15 protein-coding genes are annotated in these 18,689 nt (G+C 39.8%); 3 read left to right on the forward strand and 12 right to left on the reverse strand.

Annotated elements, in window-relative coordinates; all coding sequences use genetic code 11:
• The first annotated feature begins 5 nt into the window (after positions 1–5).
• The 3 genes from SJY44_RS00890 to SJY44_RS00900 all read left to right on the forward strand — a co-directional run bounded on the left by SJY44_RS00890 (position 6) and on the right by SJY44_RS00900 (position 3,753).
• Complete coding sequence (locus SJY44_RS00890) at positions 6–2,135, forward strand: Tex family protein (RefSeq protein WP_396590877.1); 2,130 nt, start codon at positions 6–8, stop codon at positions 2,133–2,135.
• Between the two features lie 7 nt (positions 2,136–2,142).
• Positions 2,143–3,045 carry a histone deacetylase gene (locus SJY44_RS00895; protein ID WP_396590878.1) on the forward strand — a complete coding sequence of 301 codons (903 nt, stop codon included), beginning with the start codon at positions 2,143–2,145 and terminating at the stop codon, positions 3,043–3,045.
• A gap of 186 nt (positions 3,046–3,231) precedes the next feature.
• Positions 3,232–3,753 (forward strand): ferritin, encoded by a 522-nt coding sequence (locus SJY44_RS00900; RefSeq protein ID WP_298922892.1) that lies wholly within the window; start codon positions 3,232–3,234, stop codon positions 3,751–3,753.
• Between the two features lie 252 nt (positions 3,754–4,005).
• Here the strand turns inward: SJY44_RS00900 and SJY44_RS00905 are convergent, their stop codons facing one another.
• From SJY44_RS00905 to SJY44_RS00960, 12 genes are all read right to left on the reverse strand, one after another.
• Positions 4,006–4,452: a hypothetical protein gene (locus SJY44_RS00905; RefSeq protein ID WP_396590879.1), complete on the reverse strand. Its 447-nt coding sequence runs from the start codon at positions 4,450–4,452 to the stop codon at positions 4,006–4,008.
• Positions 4,453–4,590: 138 nt separating this feature from the next.
• Positions 4,591–4,923, reverse strand: coding sequence for a single-stranded DNA-binding protein (locus SJY44_RS00910; protein WP_298922894.1), 333 nt, complete (start codon positions 4,921–4,923; stop codon positions 4,591–4,593).
• 238 nt (positions 4,924–5,161) lie between these two features.
• A complete protein-coding gene (locus SJY44_RS00915; protein ID WP_396590880.1) occupies positions 5,162–5,806 on the reverse strand; it encodes a tetratricopeptide repeat protein in 645 nt (214 codons plus the stop codon).
• Between the two features lie 255 nt (positions 5,807–6,061).
• A complete protein-coding gene (locus SJY44_RS00920; protein ID WP_396590881.1) occupies positions 6,062–8,269 on the reverse strand; it encodes a DUF5916 domain-containing protein in 2,208 nt (735 codons plus the stop codon).
• Positions 8,266–9,699, reverse strand: coding sequence for a DUF3526 domain-containing protein (locus SJY44_RS00925; RefSeq protein ID WP_396590882.1), 1,434 nt, complete (start codon positions 9,697–9,699; stop codon positions 8,266–8,268). The genes SJY44_RS00920 and SJY44_RS00925 overlap by 4 nt, the downstream gene beginning before the upstream one ends.
• The gene (locus tag SJY44_RS00930) at positions 9,696–11,117 is read right to left on the reverse strand and encodes an ABC transporter permease (RefSeq protein ID WP_396590883.1); all 1,422 of its coding nucleotides are present in this window, start codon (positions 11,115–11,117) and stop codon (positions 9,696–9,698) included. Before SJY44_RS00930 ends, SJY44_RS00925 begins: the two co-directional genes overlap by 4 nt.
• Before the next feature lie 76 nt (positions 11,118–11,193).
• Positions 11,194–12,054: an alpha/beta fold hydrolase gene (locus tag SJY44_RS00935; RefSeq protein WP_396590884.1), complete on the reverse strand. Its 861-nt coding sequence runs from the start codon at positions 12,052–12,054 to the stop codon at positions 11,194–11,196.
• Positions 12,041–13,255, reverse strand: a complete 1,215-nt coding sequence (alr, locus tag SJY44_RS00940) for an alanine racemase (RefSeq protein ID WP_396590885.1) — start codon at positions 13,253–13,255, stop codon at positions 12,041–12,043. The genes SJY44_RS00935 and alr overlap by 14 nt, the downstream gene beginning before the upstream one ends.
• Before the next feature lie 6 nt (positions 13,256–13,261).
• Complete coding sequence (locus tag SJY44_RS00945) at positions 13,262–13,462, reverse strand: hypothetical protein (protein WP_396590886.1); 201 nt, start codon at positions 13,460–13,462, stop codon at positions 13,262–13,264.
• Positions 13,463–13,469: 7 nt separating this feature from the next.
• Positions 13,470–14,726 (reverse strand): DUF4374 domain-containing protein, encoded by a 1,257-nt coding sequence (locus SJY44_RS00950; RefSeq protein ID WP_396590887.1) that lies wholly within the window; start codon positions 14,724–14,726, stop codon positions 13,470–13,472.
• Positions 14,727–14,751: 25 nt separating this feature from the next.
• Complete coding sequence (locus SJY44_RS00955; RefSeq protein WP_396590888.1) at positions 14,752–17,094, reverse strand: TonB-dependent receptor domain-containing protein; 2,343 nt, start codon at positions 17,092–17,094, stop codon at positions 14,752–14,754.
• A 157-nt stretch (positions 17,095–17,251) separates the two neighbouring features.
• Positions 17,252–18,688, reverse strand: coding sequence for a DUF3526 domain-containing protein (locus SJY44_RS00960; protein WP_396590889.1), 1,437 nt, complete (start codon positions 18,686–18,688; stop codon positions 17,252–17,254).
• Position 18,689 lies beyond the last annotated feature (1 nt).

Here is an 18,689-nt window from a genome sequence, read left to right on the forward strand (position 1 = left end):
CCCAAATGCAACTCATCCCTTACATCTTAAAATACACTCAGCTTTCAGAAAAAAGCATTGAAAATACCGTTGCATTATTAAATGAAGATTGTACCATTCCCTTTATATCTAGGTATCGGAAAGAACGCACTGGCAATTTAGATGAGGTTCAGGTTGGGGAAATCGTAAAATTCAAAACCGACTTTGAGGCTTTGGAAAAACGAAAAGCTGCCATTATAAAAGCAGTTGAGGAGCAAGGACTCCTTACCCCAGAACTCCAATCAAAGTTTCAAAATTGCATTGATCTTACCACTTTGGAAGATCTTTACCTCCCTTTCAAAAAAAGCAAGAAAACAAAAGCAGAAACTGCCCGTAAAAATGGTTTGGAGCCTTTGGCCAAAATTATCATGGCACAACGAAGTGATGAGATTGAATTCATAGCCTCCAAATACCTCAGCAAAGAAATTGTGAATGAAGATGACGCATTGGAAGGTGCTCGTCATATCATATCTGAATGGATCAATGAACGGTCAGACATTCGCAACCAACTCAGAAATCAGCTAGAGCGGCATGCCTTGATTACCTCCAAAGTCATCAAAACCAAAAAGGATGACGAAAAAGCACAAAAATTCCGCGATTATTTTGATTGGAGCGAACCTTTAAACCGTTGTCCTTCGCATCGGTTTTTAGCCATCCTAAGAGCAGAAAAAGAGGGTTTTATCCGCATAAAAATTGAAATTGATAATGATAGGGCGGTTGACAATATAGAACGCCGTATCATCAAATCAAACAACTCTTGTACTGCTCAAATTGAACTTGCGATAAGCGATGCCTATAAACGACTTTTATTACCCTCTTTATCCAACGAGCTTTTAAAAAATGCCAAAGACAAGGCTGATACTGATGCTATTCAAGTATTCTCTAAAAATCTAAAGCAGTTATTGCTCGGTGCTCCTTTGGGTGAAAAACGTATTTTGGCCATAGACCCCGGTTTTAGAACAGGCTGTAAAGTAGTTTGCTTGGATGCGCAGGGTGACTTAAAACATAACGAGACCATTTATCCGCATGCACCTCAAAATGATAGCGCTGGCGCCATTAAAAAGATAAGTTCGCTTGTAGATGCACACAAAATTGAAGCAATTGCCATTGGTAACGGTACCGCATCACGAGAGACGGAACAATTGGTAAAGCGCATTCGCTTTAAAAACCCCATTGAAGTTTTTGTGGTCAGTGAGGCAGGTGCCTCCATTTATTCGGCATCCAAAATTGCAAGGGATGAATTCCCCAACTATGATGTAACCGTTAGAGGTGCAGTTTCCATCGGGCGTCGTTTGGCAGATCCCTTGGCCGAATTGGTTAAAATAGATGCAAAATCCATAGGTGTTGGCCAATACCAGCACGATGTGGATCAGACCAAATTAAAAACCTCCTTGGATACCGTAGTGGAAAGCTGTGTCAACTCCGTTGGTGTTAATATCAATACCGCAAGCGTCCCGCTGCTCAGTTATGTCTCAGGCATTGGTCCAAAGCTTGCGGAAAATATTGTGGCTTATCGCAACGAAAATGGTGCTTTTAAAAACAGGGCTGACATTAAAAAAGTGCCTCGCTTAGGCGGTAAAGCTTTTGAACAGGGAGCCGGCTTTTTACGCATAAAGGATGGCAAAAATCCGTTGGATGATTCCGCCGTGCACCCAGAAAGTTATGGTATTGTGCAGAAAATGGCCAAAGACAAGGGGGTGCTCTTATCTGGCATTATTAGAAATGAGGCAGTACTAGAAAGTATTGACCTTAAATCTTATTGCACTGAAACTATTGGAATGCCGACCTTAGAAGACATTCTTGAAGAATTGGAAAAACCAGGATTGGACCGTAGGGAAAAAGCCAAGGTATTCACCTTCAATCAAAACATCAAACAAATTACAGATTTACAGCAAGGACAATTGCTTCCGGGAATCGTTAATAACATTACCAATTTTGGTTGCTTTGTGGATATTGGCATTAAGGAAAGTGGGCTCATCCATGTCTCCAACCTATCAGATTCTTTTGTTAAAGATGTAAATGAGCATGTAAGTCTACACCAGCAGATTGTGGTCAAAGTTTTAGATGTTGACGTCCCAAGAAAGCGCATTCAATTGGCTTTGCATAAAAAAGCTTGATCTCATAATGCTCAAAATAGCCTTTCACCCCATATATAAACACCCACTACCAGAGAAGCATCGGTTTCCGATGATTAAATACGAGTTGTTGCCGCAACAATTGCTTCACGAAGGCACTTGTGTTGAAGACAATTTTTTTCAACCAGAAATTCCAAGTGATGATCCCATTTTGGCGGTGCACGATTCAGAATATTACAAAGCTTTGGTCAATCTAGATATTAAACCAAGTTTAGCGAGAAAAATTGGTTTTCCCTTAAGTAATGAGTTGGTGCAAAGAGAACGTATTATAGCGGATGGCACCATTAAGGGATGTGGATTTGCGTTGAAGCATGGTATAGCAATGAACATTGCTGGAGGTACTCACCACGCCTACTCCAACCGAGGGGAAGCCTTTTGTATGCTCAATGATCAAGCCATTGGAGCTAGGTATCTTCAAAACAAAGGATTGGCCAAAAGAATCCTGATTGTGGATTTAGATGTGCATCAAGGCAATGGTACTGCCGAAATCTTTCAAAACGACGATTCCGTTTTCACTTTTTCAATGCATGGTAAAGGAAATTATCCTTTTAAAAAGGAAACTTCAGATTTGGACATTCCCTTGGAAAAAGGAACTACAGATCAAGAATATCTTTCTATTTTAAAAAACACGTTCCCTAAGCTATTGGAAAAAGTACAGCCTAACTTTATCTTTTATCTATGTGGCGTGGATGTTCTTGCTTCTGATAAACTGGGAACCCTTGGAATGACCCTGGATGGTTGTATGGAACGTGATCGTTATGTGCTTAAAACTTGCCATAAAGTCAAAATTCCTGTGCAATGTAGTATGGGTGGAGGATATTCTCCAGATATTAAAACAATTGTTGAGGCACATGCCAATACCTTTAGGTTAGCTCAGGATATTTATGCCTAGTCTTCCCGGTTTATTTTCGTTTCTGCTTTATGAGGTGGATAAAAATACGACAACAACAAACCTAAGCTGGAACCCATCTTTTGGTCCAAATACCCTTGGTTTGATGGTCCAGTTTTAATATTTCAATAAAAATCAAGATTACAGATAGTCATTTTGTAATTTTATACCTTAAACACGTATTAAGCTATGTTATCAAAGAAACTTGAAAAAGCACTTAACGATCAAATACAAATAGAAGCTGAATCTTCGCAGGTATATCTATCCATGGCTTCATGGGCAGAGGTAAAAGGTTTGGAGGGAATCGCTGGTTTTATGTATGGCCATTCTGATGAGGAACGTATGCACATGCTTAAATTGGTGAAATATGTCAACGAACGTGGAGGGCATGCTAAAATTTCTACCTTGAAAGCACCAAAAACGGATTTTGTTTCTTTTCAGAAAATGTTTGAAGAACTATATCAGCATGAAATCTTTGTATCCAACAGCATCAATGAACTTGTTCATGTTACGTTGCAAGAAAAAGATTATGCCACGCACAACTTCCTGCAATGGTATGTAGCTGAGCAATTGGAGGAAGAAGCCTTAGCCAGAACCGTATTGGATAAAATCAATTTAATTGGCAATGATAAGGGTGGTCTCTATCTTTTTGATAGGGATGTACAACAGATTAACGTAGAAAGTGCAGCCTCTAATACGGCTGGGGAATAATTGTTGACAATTCTTTTATTTAGATTAATTTAAAATAACTATTTTTGACCCGTCTGCATATTACGATGGGAAAAAAGAGAAAAGATTTAAAGAAAACCAACAAGGCCTTATTAAAGGAATTGCCCATTACCAATTGTAAAATAAAGTGCTGTAAAAAATTTAAAAAGGGAGAGAATAAACGCTGCAAGCGTTGCCCATGTTTTGACCTGCTTAAGAAAGTAGCATAAAAAAACCGCCCAATTGGCGGTCTTTTTATTTTCTATGTCCAGAGACTTTATCTTTTTTCTTTTGAGCAGAAGATGATTGCACCACCTTCTGGGCTTTTAGGCTTATTATGTCATTTGAATTGGATACTGATAAGTATTCCCTTGCTTTCTCTAAATACAAATCACTGTGCTTATATTTGTGCTCGCAAGTTTGCATATGTTCATGGTACGCATCTTTTTTACTTTTCATATACACTAAGTATGATGTAAAGTTTGCCTTACCCAAATGCCTTTCGTAGTTACGCTGGTCTATCCAATAATCAGACTCATCTTGACTACCCAATAGCTGAAGTGATTGTTCATAATCAGCATCTCTTTCAGCCAGTTTTTCATAAAAACGCAATCCCTTTCTATATTGCACATCATTTTGAGCCCATGTCGATAGACAAAAGCAACAAGTAAAAAGCAATGTAAGGGTTTGTACTGGTTTCATGATACCGACTTCTACTCTATTAGACGCACAACTTCTATAATTGTTGCGCTATCTTATATTAAGTTAAAGTTAAAATCCAGCATATTAAAAGAAAGGGGGGCAATTGGCCCCCTTTCTCGATAATCTGTATAAAATCAGTTACTTACCTAGCATTAACAGCTCGTTGCACTTAATTTCTGTGATGTATCGTTTTTCTCCTTCTTTGGTCTCATAAGACCGTGATATCAGTTTGCCTTCTATTACAACTTCTTTTCCCTTTACTAAATAGTTTTCTACTATCTCTGCGGTTTTTCCCCATGCCACAACATTGTGCCATTGGGTATCTGTTATCTTTTCTCCTTCTGCATTCTTATATGACTCATTGGTCGCAACGGAAAATTTAGCCAGTTTGTTTCCGTTTTCCAAGATTACCATTTCAGGGTCATTTCCTAAGTTTCCAATCAACTGTACTTTGTTTTTTAGCGAATTCATAATTTTAGTTTTACGTGTTAAACAGTTAATACTATCGAACTCTTATCATCCGACAGGACAAACTTACTATGGGAAAAAATCATGAAAAGGTTTTTAAACGTTTGCTTTCGTTTGTAAACGAATGTAATTGTTTAAAAATGTATATAGGTGCCGTTTAGTCTGTATAAAAAATAGATGATTATTGTTTTACCAGTGAGACCAAAATCCTATCAACTCCTAGATTCTTTTCTGGTTTAGTTTATTTTAGACACTTTTGAATCTTGCCTTCTAGAGATCTAAATATAGATTTCTGTGCCTCCGTTTCATAACCAAGTTCAATTTTGGCTTTCTCTAGAAACTTCTGTGCTTCAAGACATTTGTCTTGGTACAACCTATTGTCGGCCAAATTATAATAGACCAATCCCATATCATTTTTATAATCCTCTTCATTCTCTAAGAACCAGTTAAATACACTGTCCGCTTCCTGGTATTTGCCCCAATTATTGTACGTAGCCCCCAGCCCAATACGAGGGTTGGAATCCCTTGGATCCAGTTCAATAGCTTTAAGATGGGCGCTTTCCGCTGCTTGGTAATTTTCCAACATCATCTCACAATTTCCAAGGTTAGTATAATAAGCGGGATTTGTGTCCTCTATTTCAATTGCTTCCTCGAATAATTCTTTTGCTTTTACAAACTTTCCTTGCCTCCCAAATTCGATTCCCTCTCGATTTAACTTACCTGCATTTTTGTTCTCAGCTTTATAGTTGCTGTCAATGACTTCAACACCGACATTGTTTCGCTGGATATATTCTGTCTTGTTATCCTCGTCCACATATAATGTTTTAGTTGATTTACAGCCCATTACAACCAAACCCGAGAACATGCCAAGAATAAGATTTTTCATAAAGTCTAATTATATATATTTTTCATTTTTATTCTTAGACAATTTAGATAAAATCCTATCCAATTCTGTCATTCACAAAAAATAATCTACCATTTGTCCCACTTTGTATATAGATGCCTATAATTCCCAAAAAATTTAGAAGACATCGTTGCTGATAATTCAGGTATTATCCTGTATATGATAGGCACACCACCAATTAATAAAGGGGAAACTTTGATGAATGTTGGTCTTATAGATTGAATACCATCACTGATTTTAAAACTGTTTCAAAAACGTAATCTTACTGATAAATTGGGTACTCTCTTGCACAGGGTCAAAAACATCAATTTGTGTATCGTTGAATACCAAATAAATAAATGACAATGGCATGTATTCCCAACTAAAGCGTACGTTCCATCGCCCCTGTTCATTAAAACTATTGTACTGATAAAAGGTGGAAAGCTGAACCCTAGGATTCAAGGCAAGGCGAAGATTGGCCGTATACAAATCGGTGTTCAAATCTTCCTGTGAAACTCCCACTCCATTGATATCATTATGTTCATAATTCAAGGAAAGGGTTGCATGTGGAACAGGTGCAAAACGCGCAGCAGCATTTATGGTCGTTCTGGTACCATTGTAAAAACTACCAAGGTCAACGCCAATATCACTTGACCACTTTTTAGAGAGGTCCGTATTATATTGCACTTTATACCGGTTATAAAAATACCTGTCCTCCTCAATTTCAAGGCCTAGGGGAGCAAAGGCAAAATTGATGTTTTGCCATGTTGGAGTAGTGGAAACTTCCAAAAAACTATTATCCTTAAACCAGGTAAATACTGGAAATATATACAAGCTGGCTTGCTGAAAACTACCTGGGTCGGTAGCATCATGATTGTAATTTACAAACATTCCAGGGTCCCAGCGTCTTATCCAATTAAGCTTTTTGGGTCGCCAAATAAAGTACCCTCCGGGATTGTGGCGTATTACGTCGGTCTGTCTCACAAAGCCCATCTTAGGACTATAATTGGCATCAGTGTATTCTGTTACCCATCCATAATAATACTTGTTGGTATCGTTTCCAACAAAAATTCTCCCAGCATATCCAGTGTTTCCCGAAAGCTCATCTATGGAGCTGGAAAACAAGTATTGGATGTCCCACTGACTGGTTGGTCGTATTTGTCCATCCAAAGAAATGGTAGTATTGTTGTTGCTTTCCAGACCCAATTCAGAGTAATTGTCATCCAACCTATGTGTGACCATTAGTCCTATATTGTTTTCGTTTCCATAATTCTTCAAGTATCTAACCACGCCAAAATTGGATCCAGCGGAATTTTCGGTTTCACGTTGACGTACAAAAAGCCCCGCTAAAGCATTCTTTTCGGTCCGCTGTGTAAAACGTGCACCAACATCAATAGGTGCAGGGGTGGCATTGAATGATCCTTGCAGGCCTATACGTCTACTAAAGAAAGGCCGAATGGACTGTTGTAACCCGCCAGCCCAAATACCTGAATTTTCCAAAAAGAACTGACGTCTCTCAGGGAAAAAAATATTGAAACGTTCCAGGTTGTTTACAGCAAGATCTACATCCGCTTGCGCAAAGTCGGTGTTCACGGTCAAATCCAAAACTGTTTTTGGGTTTACCGCCCATTTGGCATCAAAACCCGTTTTAGGTTCGTTCAATTTATCTATGAGAACATTGCCTTCTTTATTTTCATCATATTGATAAAGCGCGTAAGGTTCAACCCTTATATTTGTTGATGGGGGCGGGGCCTCAATGCCGGTCAATTTTGCTGCATAGGTCATTCTATAGGGAGTAAAGGACTGCGGTATCGCTGGAAACGTGGATACTTCTATATCTCTTCTCGCATAACGAACCAATGTGAAACCAAGTTCAATTAGATTGCCTGTCTCAGGAAGATTATAACGTAATGACTTAAAAGGTATGGCCATTTCTACCGTATACCCATTTTCAGTTCTTTGTGTTCGTACCCTCCAGAGCGTGTTCCAGCCTGTATCAAAATTGTTTCCATTAAAATTTTGAAAATCACGTTGATTCCCATAGGGAGTTGTTTGGAAACCTTGGGCGTATTGCTTTAAGTTTTGGGGGTCCAGTGCTATCCCAAAAATATCATTTTCCCCCCAACTAAAATCCCTTCGAAGATCCTGAATCCGTATCCCTTCAATGCCTACGGAATCTGAACAAAAGGCACCTACATATAGGTTCTTGTCATCATACAGAAACCGAACTTCTGTTTTATACTTAAGTGCACCACCTTGTCTGGGCTCTCTTCTAAAAAAATCTGCTGTTCGGTCGGCTTTCTCCCAATCCGGGTCATCCAGTCTTCCATCGATTTTGATTTCACCAACTGTTTTGGATACATCGATTTCAATTGGAATATCGGAAGGAGGGAAATTGTCGGTATCCTGAGCACTTAGACTCAGACTTATAAGAAGCGTTAGTATTGATAAAGTTGTTTGTTTCATTTGGTTCGTTTTAAGATTAATAGTCCCAGAAAGAAAAGTAAGCCTCCCAATAAAGCTACTATGAGTGTATCCATACACACTGTTTTCCAGTTAGTTTCGCCAATATAGGGTTCAAAACGAGGCCTCTCAGCGTAGTCATCAAGTGTGATGTCTTTGTCCAAAAAAAGACGCTGAAAGTAAAAATCCGCAACATGGACATGGAAGTCAGATAGTTCTGTCTGGAACGTCATGTAGTTGGAAAGATCTGTATGTGCAATTTTTGAAAATGTTTCTTGAATGGACACTGCAGGAACAAGCCATCTAAAATTCGACATCCATCGGGATCTTGCCCGAATAGTTCCGTTGTACCCGTCTACCAATTCCTTACTGTCAATGTCTTTCAAGAAAGTAAAAGCAGCGTAGGCTTTTGACATCATATTTTGAGTGTTTATAGATGTGTCTTTTGCGAACTCAGGACGGTATTCTAAAAACTCGGAAATCACCTCTTTAGATTCTACCTCATCACTTTCATCTTCCAATCCTGTACGGCGGGTAAGCCCTGCAAGTTCTGTACTGTTCAATGGATAGGTATGATCCAATGTTATGTTGAGTATCGCAGGAACAATAATCAGAATCAATACCCAAGCCCCAACAGAACTTATAGCATTGAAGGAAGTGTTCCGGCGAAACGCAATGATAAAGAATAAGAGTCCAAACCAAAATGCGCAATAGACCACCACTACTATACACCAAGTCAATGCGGCATAACTGTTTGAGTTCTCTAAGAGGTTTCCAGAGACCAAAAACCCAATAAAAGATAGCAAAAGAGCAAGACCGGTTATGAGTAAGAAATAAAATGCGAGACGCACCAAAAGTATTTTTTTGATGCTTGCCCTTTGAACCTGAAGTAGAGGTAATATACCTGCGTCCTTCTCTCCAGAATACATCGAATAGCAAAAAACGATAATCAACAATGGAAGGATATAGATAATCATGAAAGAGAGGTCTAGATTTCCCACCATCAAGTAAAATGGGTTCGCTATTTCATTTTCATACAGTTGATAGTGTAAACCCATTCCGGTAAGTCTATAATAATACCGACAAAGGTCACGTTGGCCAATAGCCAAGTTTGCATAGTCATGTGGAGATGAAATAACATGATAACCATGCCTGAACCATGCGAAACCTGGTTTACTGGCCAGATCGTGCAATTGTTTTGCTTCTTTCGAGTCCAGTTCATCTTGAAAACTACCTCTATAACCTTCGAACTCGTTGGTTTCTTTGGACATCAATTGTACAATAGTCTCCCGTTGCCCATCCATATAGGCTTTTCCACAGAAAATGGCATATACTCCAAAGAGAAAAACAGTGCCCAATAAAGCAACTTGGGTCTTATTTCGGCTAAACGTTACCCATTCATAGTACCATATGGTTTTGAATATCCTACTCATAAGTTCCATCTTTTTTTCGAAGCCGAAGTCCCCAAGAGTGCCAAGGCAAAAAACAACCACGCAGATAACCCTGCTAACTCCCAGCGATAGGCATGAAGCACTTTAAACATTGTTGGCATGGTGTAGTTAAATTCTTTTATAGCTTCCCATAAAGATGCTCCCGCCTTGTATTCGAAGAACTCCCCGTAACGTGAATTTTGAGCCATATCATTGTTCATCTTTTTAACCAGCGTCCTACGGTATTGCTCCACTTCGTCCTCAAAATGAACAGCGGTATACATATCTGTCCCGGAGAAAGCCATAGAGAGACGTTGCACAGCGATAAATGGATCCAAAAAGCTCGAATAGGCGAATAGCCTATTCTGTTCTTCGAATATAGATTGCAACCGTTGCCAGTGGACGTCATACACTTGGTTTCCGTGCTCCTCACCAGCCTGCATGATGATGCCGTCAAAATTGAACGGAAGCTGATGTAAAGAATCTACATTATAGGTTTTCAGATACTCCTCTTTTAAGCGTGCTATTCTTAACGAACGTGGCGTTTTTCCATCAAGGCCATTATCGATATCCGTTTGTATATTTCCTTTAAAAACATGCATGCTGGGGAGTGAATAGGATGCTTTGCCCATATTTGCAACTGTTTTAGGCACCAGCACTGTAACCAATACCCAAAAAACCAAAAGTTTCAACAAGGCATTTCGACTGGTTTTCGAGTACAATGAAATGTATACCGAAAACGCTATAAACAAGAAAAGATACATGGCATAAACAAGCAGAAGAAAAACCAAGCGCCAAGGTGAAAATGCCAATAGTCCTGGAGGATTAAGTATGGTAATTCCCAAGAAAATGACCAGTAATACCGGAAGCAATATCAACAAAAGTATTGCGCTGTAAGCCAATACTTTGCCCCAGACAATAGTACTGATGCGTATTCCTTGAGCCGCCATCAAGCGAAGCGTACCACTTTCACGCTCCTGGGTAATTGATTTAAAGGCAAGAATGATGATAAGTAAGGGCATAAGAACCTGCAGCGCCATTGCCATAGTAAGTTCCCCAAAGCGAACCATAGTGCCCTTATCTTGCGCCGGCCTGAACATAAACTCATGTTGGTAATGGGCCTCTAAATAAATAGAGGTTCCAGTAAACGCATCCAGACCGCTGTCAAAAATGCTTAAACCCGATTTTGGTTTAAATATATAAGTGCCATAATGAGCCGCAATATGTGGGTGTTTATCCCCTTGAGAAAGCCATTCTGTTCTTTTCTGTTCCTGTTCTTTTGTAATCGCTACTTGCTGCTCTTGAAAATTCCGATAACTCGATATTAGGCCCACACCCATGAGCATTAAGATAATGGCTCCCAATAGAAGTACCAGACGCTCTCGAATCGCCAACCGAAGTTCTTTTTTTATAATTTTCAAGACACTTTTAAACATATTGTTTGTTGGTATGTTTTAACTATGTTCCTATAGATGATTGGTTTGAGATAGATTGCTCTCATTTTTTGTCGATGTTAGCGTTTAGAAATGTGGATAATATTTGATTAAACTTTTTTGGGGACTCCCAAAACATTGCATGGCTGGATATGCTTGCAACTTTCGATTTCGGAGTAGTTTGCTTAAGCCAATTAGCCGCTTGATCATACCAAGAAGCCCTAACCATAAAAAGAGCAGTTCCCTTAGATTGCATCGAAGCGACTTCCTGTGTGTAATCAGACGCAATACCGTCTATATAAAGGTTTAGGGCAACATGCGGTGGAGTCATCAAAATTTCCTTATTCATCCAGGCTCTGGTACTGCTATCAATTGGGTTAGCGAGCATCCAATCAATAATACCGTTTGGATCGGAAGGCTCGGAAATAAGGCTTTTTAGACTCCCTCTATAGTCATCGAAACTTCCATATACCCACTCCCTATCTACGTCCCCTATCCATTTGGGAGGTTCATCAATGAACACCATTTTATCAATTCTGTCGAACCCATAGGCATGTAGATACTCATACATCGTAAGGCAGCCACTCGACCAACCGACAAGAATCACATTTTTCAAACTTTTCTTCTGAAGTATCTGGTAAAGATCTGTGGCATGGTAGGCATAGGTATTCCCAAAAAGTGTTTTATCGGATCTACCCTGTCCTCTTGGATCATAACTCAACACATGGTACTGATTTGAAAAATGTTCTTTCTGTTTTTCAAAAAATCGATGTGTCATGGTCCAACCCGGAATGAATAGTATTGTCTGTCCACTACCTGATTCTTCGATGTACAGTTGGGTACTATCATCAAGAGTAAGAAATTCACCCTGACCAAATGCTTGAAAAGCACAGAAGCAAATCAAAATAACACTAAAAAGTCTCATAAACATGTTTGGTTATCGATTCCTTATAATTGATTTGCAAATAGTTATGCCCTTCAACAAGTTTTCCAAATCCCTCTGGTGTAATCTCGGGACGATCGGGTCCAATTAAAGTAGCTATATCCCCCACTGTAACCATTGTATTTTCACCAAGTGAGATATTGGTATGACTAGCGTTTACATTCACAACCGGATAAAGTGTATCGCCAAGTAGAATTTTTGCACCATTCTCAGCAGAACTATCGTACCCATCGGCCCAGCCAATAGGCAAAGTAGCAATCCATTCATTTCTTAAGACCTTGTAAAAGCGTGAAAATCCGATAGTATCCCCCATATTTAATTTTTCCACACGAATTACCGGAGCTTTCAGACGGTAGGGTACCTGCAATGGGTACTTTTTGGCCTCTGACATATGAGCTAATGGGAAGGAACCGTGTAGCAATATGCCAGGTCTCACGGCGTTTTGATGAGAGTTAGGCAGGTCAATTAGTGAATAAGAAGGAGCTAAATGTCTTAATCCCGTACTTATTCCTTTTTGATCTAATTTCGATATGATTTTTTCGAATCTCAAGATTTGTTCTTTTGCAAATTCCTTTGGAGTAGTCAATGTCGAAAAGGTTTGCGCAATGGTTATTCTTGGGTTCTTGTCAATCTCCTCGGAGAGTTTGACAACTTGCTGATAAGGAATACCCATTCTACCAAGTCCCGTATCAATATAAAGTGCTACCTGAATAGGTACGGTTGCACTTCGAGATATCTCAATGATTTTAATTAATGATTGTTTGGAATAAACACTCAAAATAATATTCTTATCAAGAAGTTCTTGTGATAGATTTTTATCAAAACCCCCCATTAGGAGAATAGGCTTTGATACCCCAGTTGATCGCATGGCCAAAGCACTTTCATCTTTTACTACTGCAATTCCATATACATCACTCGACTTATCCAATATATTAGCAACCTGCACATTACCAATGCCATAGGCATTGTTCTTCAACACTGCTATTATTGGTTTGCCATTTGCCATTTTGCTAATAAGCGAAGCGTTATTGAGGTAAGCTGCTTTAGAAAGTTCAAGCCAGGGTTTGCTTTCGTGCCATTTATCAGTAAAAAACACTTTTCCACTAACACTTATAGGACCTAAGGATACCATAGCAAATCCTGCTAATGTTTTTTTGACAAACTGCCGTCTGTTATGGTTCATTTTATACTATTTTAAATTTTGTATCGTCCATAAATAGATTTGTTTCGTCAGTGTATCCGAAGTCATAAATGGATTTACGGTATTTGATTTTCTGACTCCGTAGTATCCAAAAGACCCATTTTGAACGTACTCTAGATGAAGGTTTAGGGAATCCATAGTTGTGAATTCCCCATATCCTTTTGTTGCACCCAATACTTTAAAAATCATCTCTGGTTCAATTGAGTGTTTCCAATCCGTTGATATACCCGCCCGTAGAAACGAATTTTTTACTTGCGGAGTTGGTGGCCCCATCAAAACTATACACGGCATTCTCATCGTTGGTGGCATTGGTAAAAAGAAGTTCTTCACCATCAAGGGGGCGAATAATCATACCTCTAGAACCGTAGGTAGTGGGAAGTCCTGGCACTGCGCCTATACCAGTTCCATTCAATATATCTATTTCATAATAGGTAAACTGTGGTTCTCCAGTCTGAAACTCGAAAAAATCGTTCTCATCTTCCACTTTTGACGTAAATGCACGTCCACTGGGCATTAGGTTAACACCATAGCATACATTGCCGGTTGCGGCTTCCATATCCATAAAGTAGTCAGAATCGAAATCAGTCTGTCCATTGGCTATTTTTAAAAGACCGCTTGGACTAGCACCTCCACTTAGTGTAGTACCCAGACCTTGCACATAAATATCTCCATTCTCGGCTTTGACCATTCCTGTGTTCGCTGCCTGACCTCCGAAAACCATACCCGTTCTATTGTCCGAAAGAATTTTCTCCACCGTTCTTGAATTCAGATCAATGACTGCAACATAGGCAGAATCGTTTACAGGTACAAAATTGTTCTCGTAATGTACTCCCATGAACAGTTTATCATCGCGTTCCATCATATCCAGATAGTAGGTACGGGTCGCTTCTGGAAAACGGCTTGTTACGGAGTTTAGGGATACTTCACCTGTTATACGCATTGTGGTAGGATTAAATACTATCAATTTTGAAATCCCTCCGGCCACAGAACCATAAGCAACAGTTTCACTCTCAAAGTACAGGGTGGAAAAAACGTTTGCTCCAGGAACTACGATGCGCTCCTCTTCAACTGTATTCCCATCATCGTCAAAGACATACTTGACCAATGTGGCGGGAGCACCAAAAGGTGAAGTATAGAGCGCCTTATTATATGATACCGTTCCCGCCCCGCCATTGGCAGCCAGTTCGGTTGCCTGATTATTACCTATAGTAGTAAAGTCCAAGTCAGTAAGCCCTTGCACATAAGTAGTTTGGTTGGGGAAAGCTCCACCTACCGTTGAAAGTCCAAAATTGATTACGACAGGGTCTGAAATTGGGTCGGGTGTGGGATCGGGCGTAGGTGTGCTGTCAACCATCGGTGGTTCATTGTCATCACTACCACAACTGATCAGGGAAACACTAGCGAATACAAGGATTAAAACGAGTTGCCAGTTTTTAAAAATTACTTTTTTCATTTTGATTGGATTTTAGTGTATATAATTAATTTAAAAATGTTCTTAAGGTTACATAAAAAGCCCTACCTGGCCGTTGTACGCTAAAGTTGTCAAATACTTTTTCATCTAATAAGTTTGTACATTCCAAGGATACTGTAGCCTTATTGGCCAATATCGTATAGGATACCCCTATATTTTGTACAAATTGAGAAGGAATGGTGTTCTTGAAATCCCTATTGCCATCGACCTCCCAGAAAAGGAAAAACTCGTTCACATAGCTGCCTGACCACCAGGCCGAAAAATTATTTTCTGAACCAAATAGACCTTTTTTATTGAAGCGCAATTCACCATTTCCGAACAGGTAGGGAATGTTAGGCAAACGCGCATTGAAATAACGATTATCTACTGTACCAGTAACACTTCTCGGAGAACGGTTTCGTAGGTCTTGATAGGTAGCGTTGGCCGTAATCTCAAGAAATTGGAATGGGCGCAAACGAACTTCCATATCGATGCCTAAGGTCCGTGCCTTTAACAGATTTTGATATTGGGCAAAAAACTGTGATGTTCTAAGCCAAATAATATTATCCGTATCACGATAAAAAAAGTTGGCATCCCAGTTAATTTTTTTACGGTTCCACTGTAGCCCAAGATTTAGGTTGTGGCTTTGCTCTGGTTCAAGAAAAGGATTGGGGCGGATAAGCGTGAAATCCCCAAAAAGTTCAAACTCATCCGGAAGTCTTGTGGCATATTCATAAGAGGCCTTGATTAAAAAATTATCGGCAAGGTCATACTTAAGGGACTGCAGAAAGCCTAGATTGGAAACTTCCTGTTCATTAGGTATAAATTCAAGATTTTGAATGGCATATCCTTCGGCATCAAGCCAAAAGTGTTTTGCCGCCGTATAGCTTACCAACTTTTCTGAAAAGTCATGCTCGTAGGCTAGACCTGTTGCATTTTTGAAAAGAACGGTAGGGTTTGCAAAAAAATCCTCTCCATAAAATTCGGCAGCCACCGGGTCTTCGCCTGTTCTTCTAAACCAAGCTGAAAAGACGTTCAGTGTGAATTTTCCCTTTTTCCATGGGACATGGGTTATGTTGAGCCTTCCGAGTAGATTCTTACTGTTGAATTCCAATAGATTTCTTGAAGTAGATATCTCGCCGCCATCAGTACGGCGATCAAAAACTTTTCCGTCCCAAGTGTATACACTCAACGTAGTGTCGATAAAATGCCCACGGGTCTGATTGTAGGCTCCGTACCACTTAAGATCGGTTTCCTTTAGGATTTCCTTTTTCTCATATTCTAGCGAAGTTCCTATTGTAGCTTCATCATAAGTTACTTCCCCGTAGGGCTGAGCCATGATGGCATTGTGTTGAATATCATCTTCAAGGCCCGAATAGCGAACACTTAAAATAAGACGATCGGCATATGCTTTATCAAAAACACCCCCATACAAACCCAGCAAATAATTAGAAAAACCATCATGAAAACGTCTGACGGTAGCTGGGTTGGGATTACCGAATTCATCTGGAATTTCAATATCGACTTTGTAATTATTGTCGGAATGATTGTAAAATGAATTAACGCCCATTGTCCACCCCTTTTCGGGATGTACCCATTGCCCATTTACATTAATTTTATGGCTATTAAATGACCCGCCTGAATATGAAGCGTCCAGATAGTTCTTATAGGATTTTCGGGTAATTACATTGATGCCACCGCCCAATGCATCGGCTCCTAGATGCACAGGCACTACTCCTTTATATACTTCAATTTGATCCATGAGACTAGCCGGTAGCACATTCAGTCCAAGACCAGAACCAAAGTAGGACAAGGGAATACCATCTAAAAAAAAGGGCACCGACTTTCCTGTCATTCCATTGAGATATACCTCCGCATTGCTTCCAAAACCTCCAGTCTGCCGAACGACTACACCGGGAATCTGTTTTATGATATCGCTCGTATTGGTATTTCGAGCAAGAAATTGTTCTGTCTTCATCACCGAGACATTAACCGTACTTTCTCGAAGCTTCTGCGCCTTGGACTTACCAGTTACTGTAACCTCATCGAGGGCTGCCGTTTTTTCTACAAGTCGAATATCCCGTTGAATGGAGGTACTGTTTTTCACAATAACTTCTTCTTCATATGGTTCAAAGCCAAGGGATAAAAAAATCAACTTGTAGGTATCAGGTCGAATCTTTAAAAATTCGAAATTTCCTGCTTCGTCCGTCACAACATATCGCTCTGTTGGTTCCAATTGAACAGTAACCCCTAGAAGCGGAACACCTTTATCATCGGTTACAGTTCCCCACAAGCGACTTTGTTGACCAAATGAAAGCGTACCGACCAAGAGCAAAATGAATAGTATCGCTTTAGTAAATTGATGCATCATATAACAGACCCATTAAACTGTTTAATTCTATAATAATGATTAGCCAATATGGGTTGCCCTATATTGTTCTTGAGGTGTATCCAAATACTAACTGTGAATAGTTGATGGTAAGTCATGTCCACTGAAAATGGAATCATTGAATTTTTTCTTTCAGTTTTCATTGATTGACCAATGACTGTTCTTTTTTTGAGTAAATGCGAAACCGCAAGGCTCCAATACCTAGAACTATTAACGCTGAACATAACACCACAAACAATGCCGATGACTGTGATTGATATGTTGGTCGTTGGAAAGTAAACTTTGGTAATTGCGCATAGTTTTCCGAACGGAATTCTTGGTTGTTGTAGAGCATGGGCAAAAAATGATTGCGCCATTCTTGGGCAAAGGCAATTACCTGTTCACGATAGCTCTTATAGGATTTATTACCATTCCCCGCCATTTGATTAAGAGACCCTTGAACAACAATGGCAGGCGAAACCCAGGTAAAACGATTAAGCAAAAGCTGTTGTTTTTCCAACTGCCTTTCATATCGTATCAAGATAGGTTCCAATTCTTTTTTGACCAATTGTTGCGAGGCCATGTAACGATGCCAGAATGAACGTTTCTGCGTGGTATCGTTGACCGCATATTCGGGATGGTCCCTAAGATAATTATCCAAGATTTCGTCTTGTCGTTGAGTAGCTTCTGCCTTAATGGCACGCATATCATTGATCATTAACCCACGTGAGGGCATTGGATAAAGTGTACCTCCCAATTGGTTAAGAACGGCAGGTATCAATAGCACAAACACCACCCATAAGCCCAATAACGCCACTGCGTTCTTTCCCGAACTGCCTACCCATAGGTTGACGGCAAAAGCGAGAGCGAACCAGAAAAGCGCATAGGCCAAAGTAATTGCTAAAAACCCCATGAATGCTGCAAAATTGCTCCCTATAGCTACTTGATTGAGCAGAAAAACCAATGTTAGCGAAAGGGTCATGATAACGGCCACCCAAAAAAAGCGTAATCCCAATTTTTGAAAAAGCCATTTATAGAGCGAAATAGGTTGAGCCGCCAAGAGCCTCAGCGAACCGCTTTCTCTTTCAGAAGAAAGTACATCATAGGAAAAGGCAATAATTAAAAGAGGCAAGAGGAAGATGACCACAAAAGCAATATCGAAACTCCCAAAAAGCAATTGCACAGGGCTTGTCATTTCCGTAAAGTTCAATGTCAAATCATCACCAGATGCCGTAGGTTTTACAAAGTGTGTGAACATATCGCTTTGTCCAGTAGCCAAAAAAGAGAGGTCGGACGGGGGCATACTCGCTAACCTTGGATGATAGTTGCCCACTGCCATCGGTGCATTTGGGATTGTCCACGAACTGGCACTTACTTGAAAGCCTTGTTCCACAGAATCCAGCAGTTTTAACATGTCTCTATCGGCATCAGCAATTTCCGCATTGGCCTCAATAATATCCGCCTGTCTTTTGAACGTTTTTTGTTGGCCGTTATAGGTAGCAAACCCAAAAAGCAACAATAAAATCACTATAAGTATCTGGATCCATTTACTTCGCAATAGCGCGATGGACTCATATTTAAAATTATATCTGAACATG

It is taken from the genome of Allomuricauda sp. R78024 (assembly GCF_044596045.1).
Taxonomy (GTDB): Bacteria; Bacteroidota; Bacteroidia; order Flavobacteriales; family Flavobacteriaceae; genus Flagellimonas.

Excerpts from the sequence above, each read along its gene's own strand:
- SJY44_RS00890 (WP_396590877.1), top strand. The coding sequence starts at position 6 with ATGCAACTCATCCCTTACATCTTAAAATACACTCAGCTTTCAGAAAAA.
- SJY44_RS00895 (WP_396590878.1), top strand. The coding sequence starts at position 2,143 with ATGCTCAAAATAGCCTTTCACCCCATATATAAACACCCACTACCAGAG.
- SJY44_RS00900 (WP_298922892.1), top strand. The coding sequence starts at position 3,232 with ATGTTATCAAAGAAACTTGAAAAAGCACTTAACGATCAAATACAAATA.
- SJY44_RS00905 (WP_396590879.1), bottom strand. The coding sequence starts at position 4,452 with ATGAAACCAGTACAAACCCTTACATTGCTTTTTACTTGTTGCTTTTGT.
- SJY44_RS00910 (WP_298922894.1), bottom strand. The coding sequence starts at position 4,923 with ATGAATTCGCTAAAAAACAAAGTACAGTTGATTGGAAACTTAGGAAAT.
- SJY44_RS00915 (WP_396590880.1), bottom strand. The coding sequence starts at position 5,806 with ATGAAAAATCTTATTCTTGGCATGTTCTCGGGTTTGGTTGTAATGGGC.
- SJY44_RS00920 (WP_396590881.1), bottom strand. The coding sequence starts at position 8,269 with ATGAAACAAACAACTTTATCAATACTAACGCTTCTTATAAGTCTGAGT.
- SJY44_RS00925 (WP_396590882.1), bottom strand. The coding sequence starts at position 9,699 with ATGAGTAGGATATTCAAAACCATATGGTACTATGAATGGGTAACGTTT.
- SJY44_RS00935 (WP_396590884.1), bottom strand. The coding sequence starts at position 12,054 with ATGAGACTTTTTAGTGTTATTTTGATTTGCTTCTGTGCTTTTCAAGCA.
- alr (WP_396590885.1), bottom strand. The coding sequence starts at position 13,255 with ATGAACCATAACAGACGGCAGTTTGTCAAAAAAACATTAGCAGGATTT.
- SJY44_RS00945 (WP_396590886.1), bottom strand. The coding sequence starts at position 13,462 with ATGATTTTTAAAGTATTGGGTGCAACAAAAGGATATGGGGAATTCACA.
- SJY44_RS00950 (WP_396590887.1), bottom strand. The coding sequence starts at position 14,726 with ATGAAAAAAGTAATTTTTAAAAACTGGCAACTCGTTTTAATCCTTGTA.
- SJY44_RS00955 (WP_396590888.1), bottom strand. The coding sequence starts at position 17,094 with ATGATGCATCAATTTACTAAAGCGATACTATTCATTTTGCTCTTGGTC.
- SJY44_RS00960 (WP_396590889.1), bottom strand. The coding sequence starts at position 18,688 with ATGTTCAGATATAATTTTAAATATGAGTCCATCGCGCTATTGCGAAGT.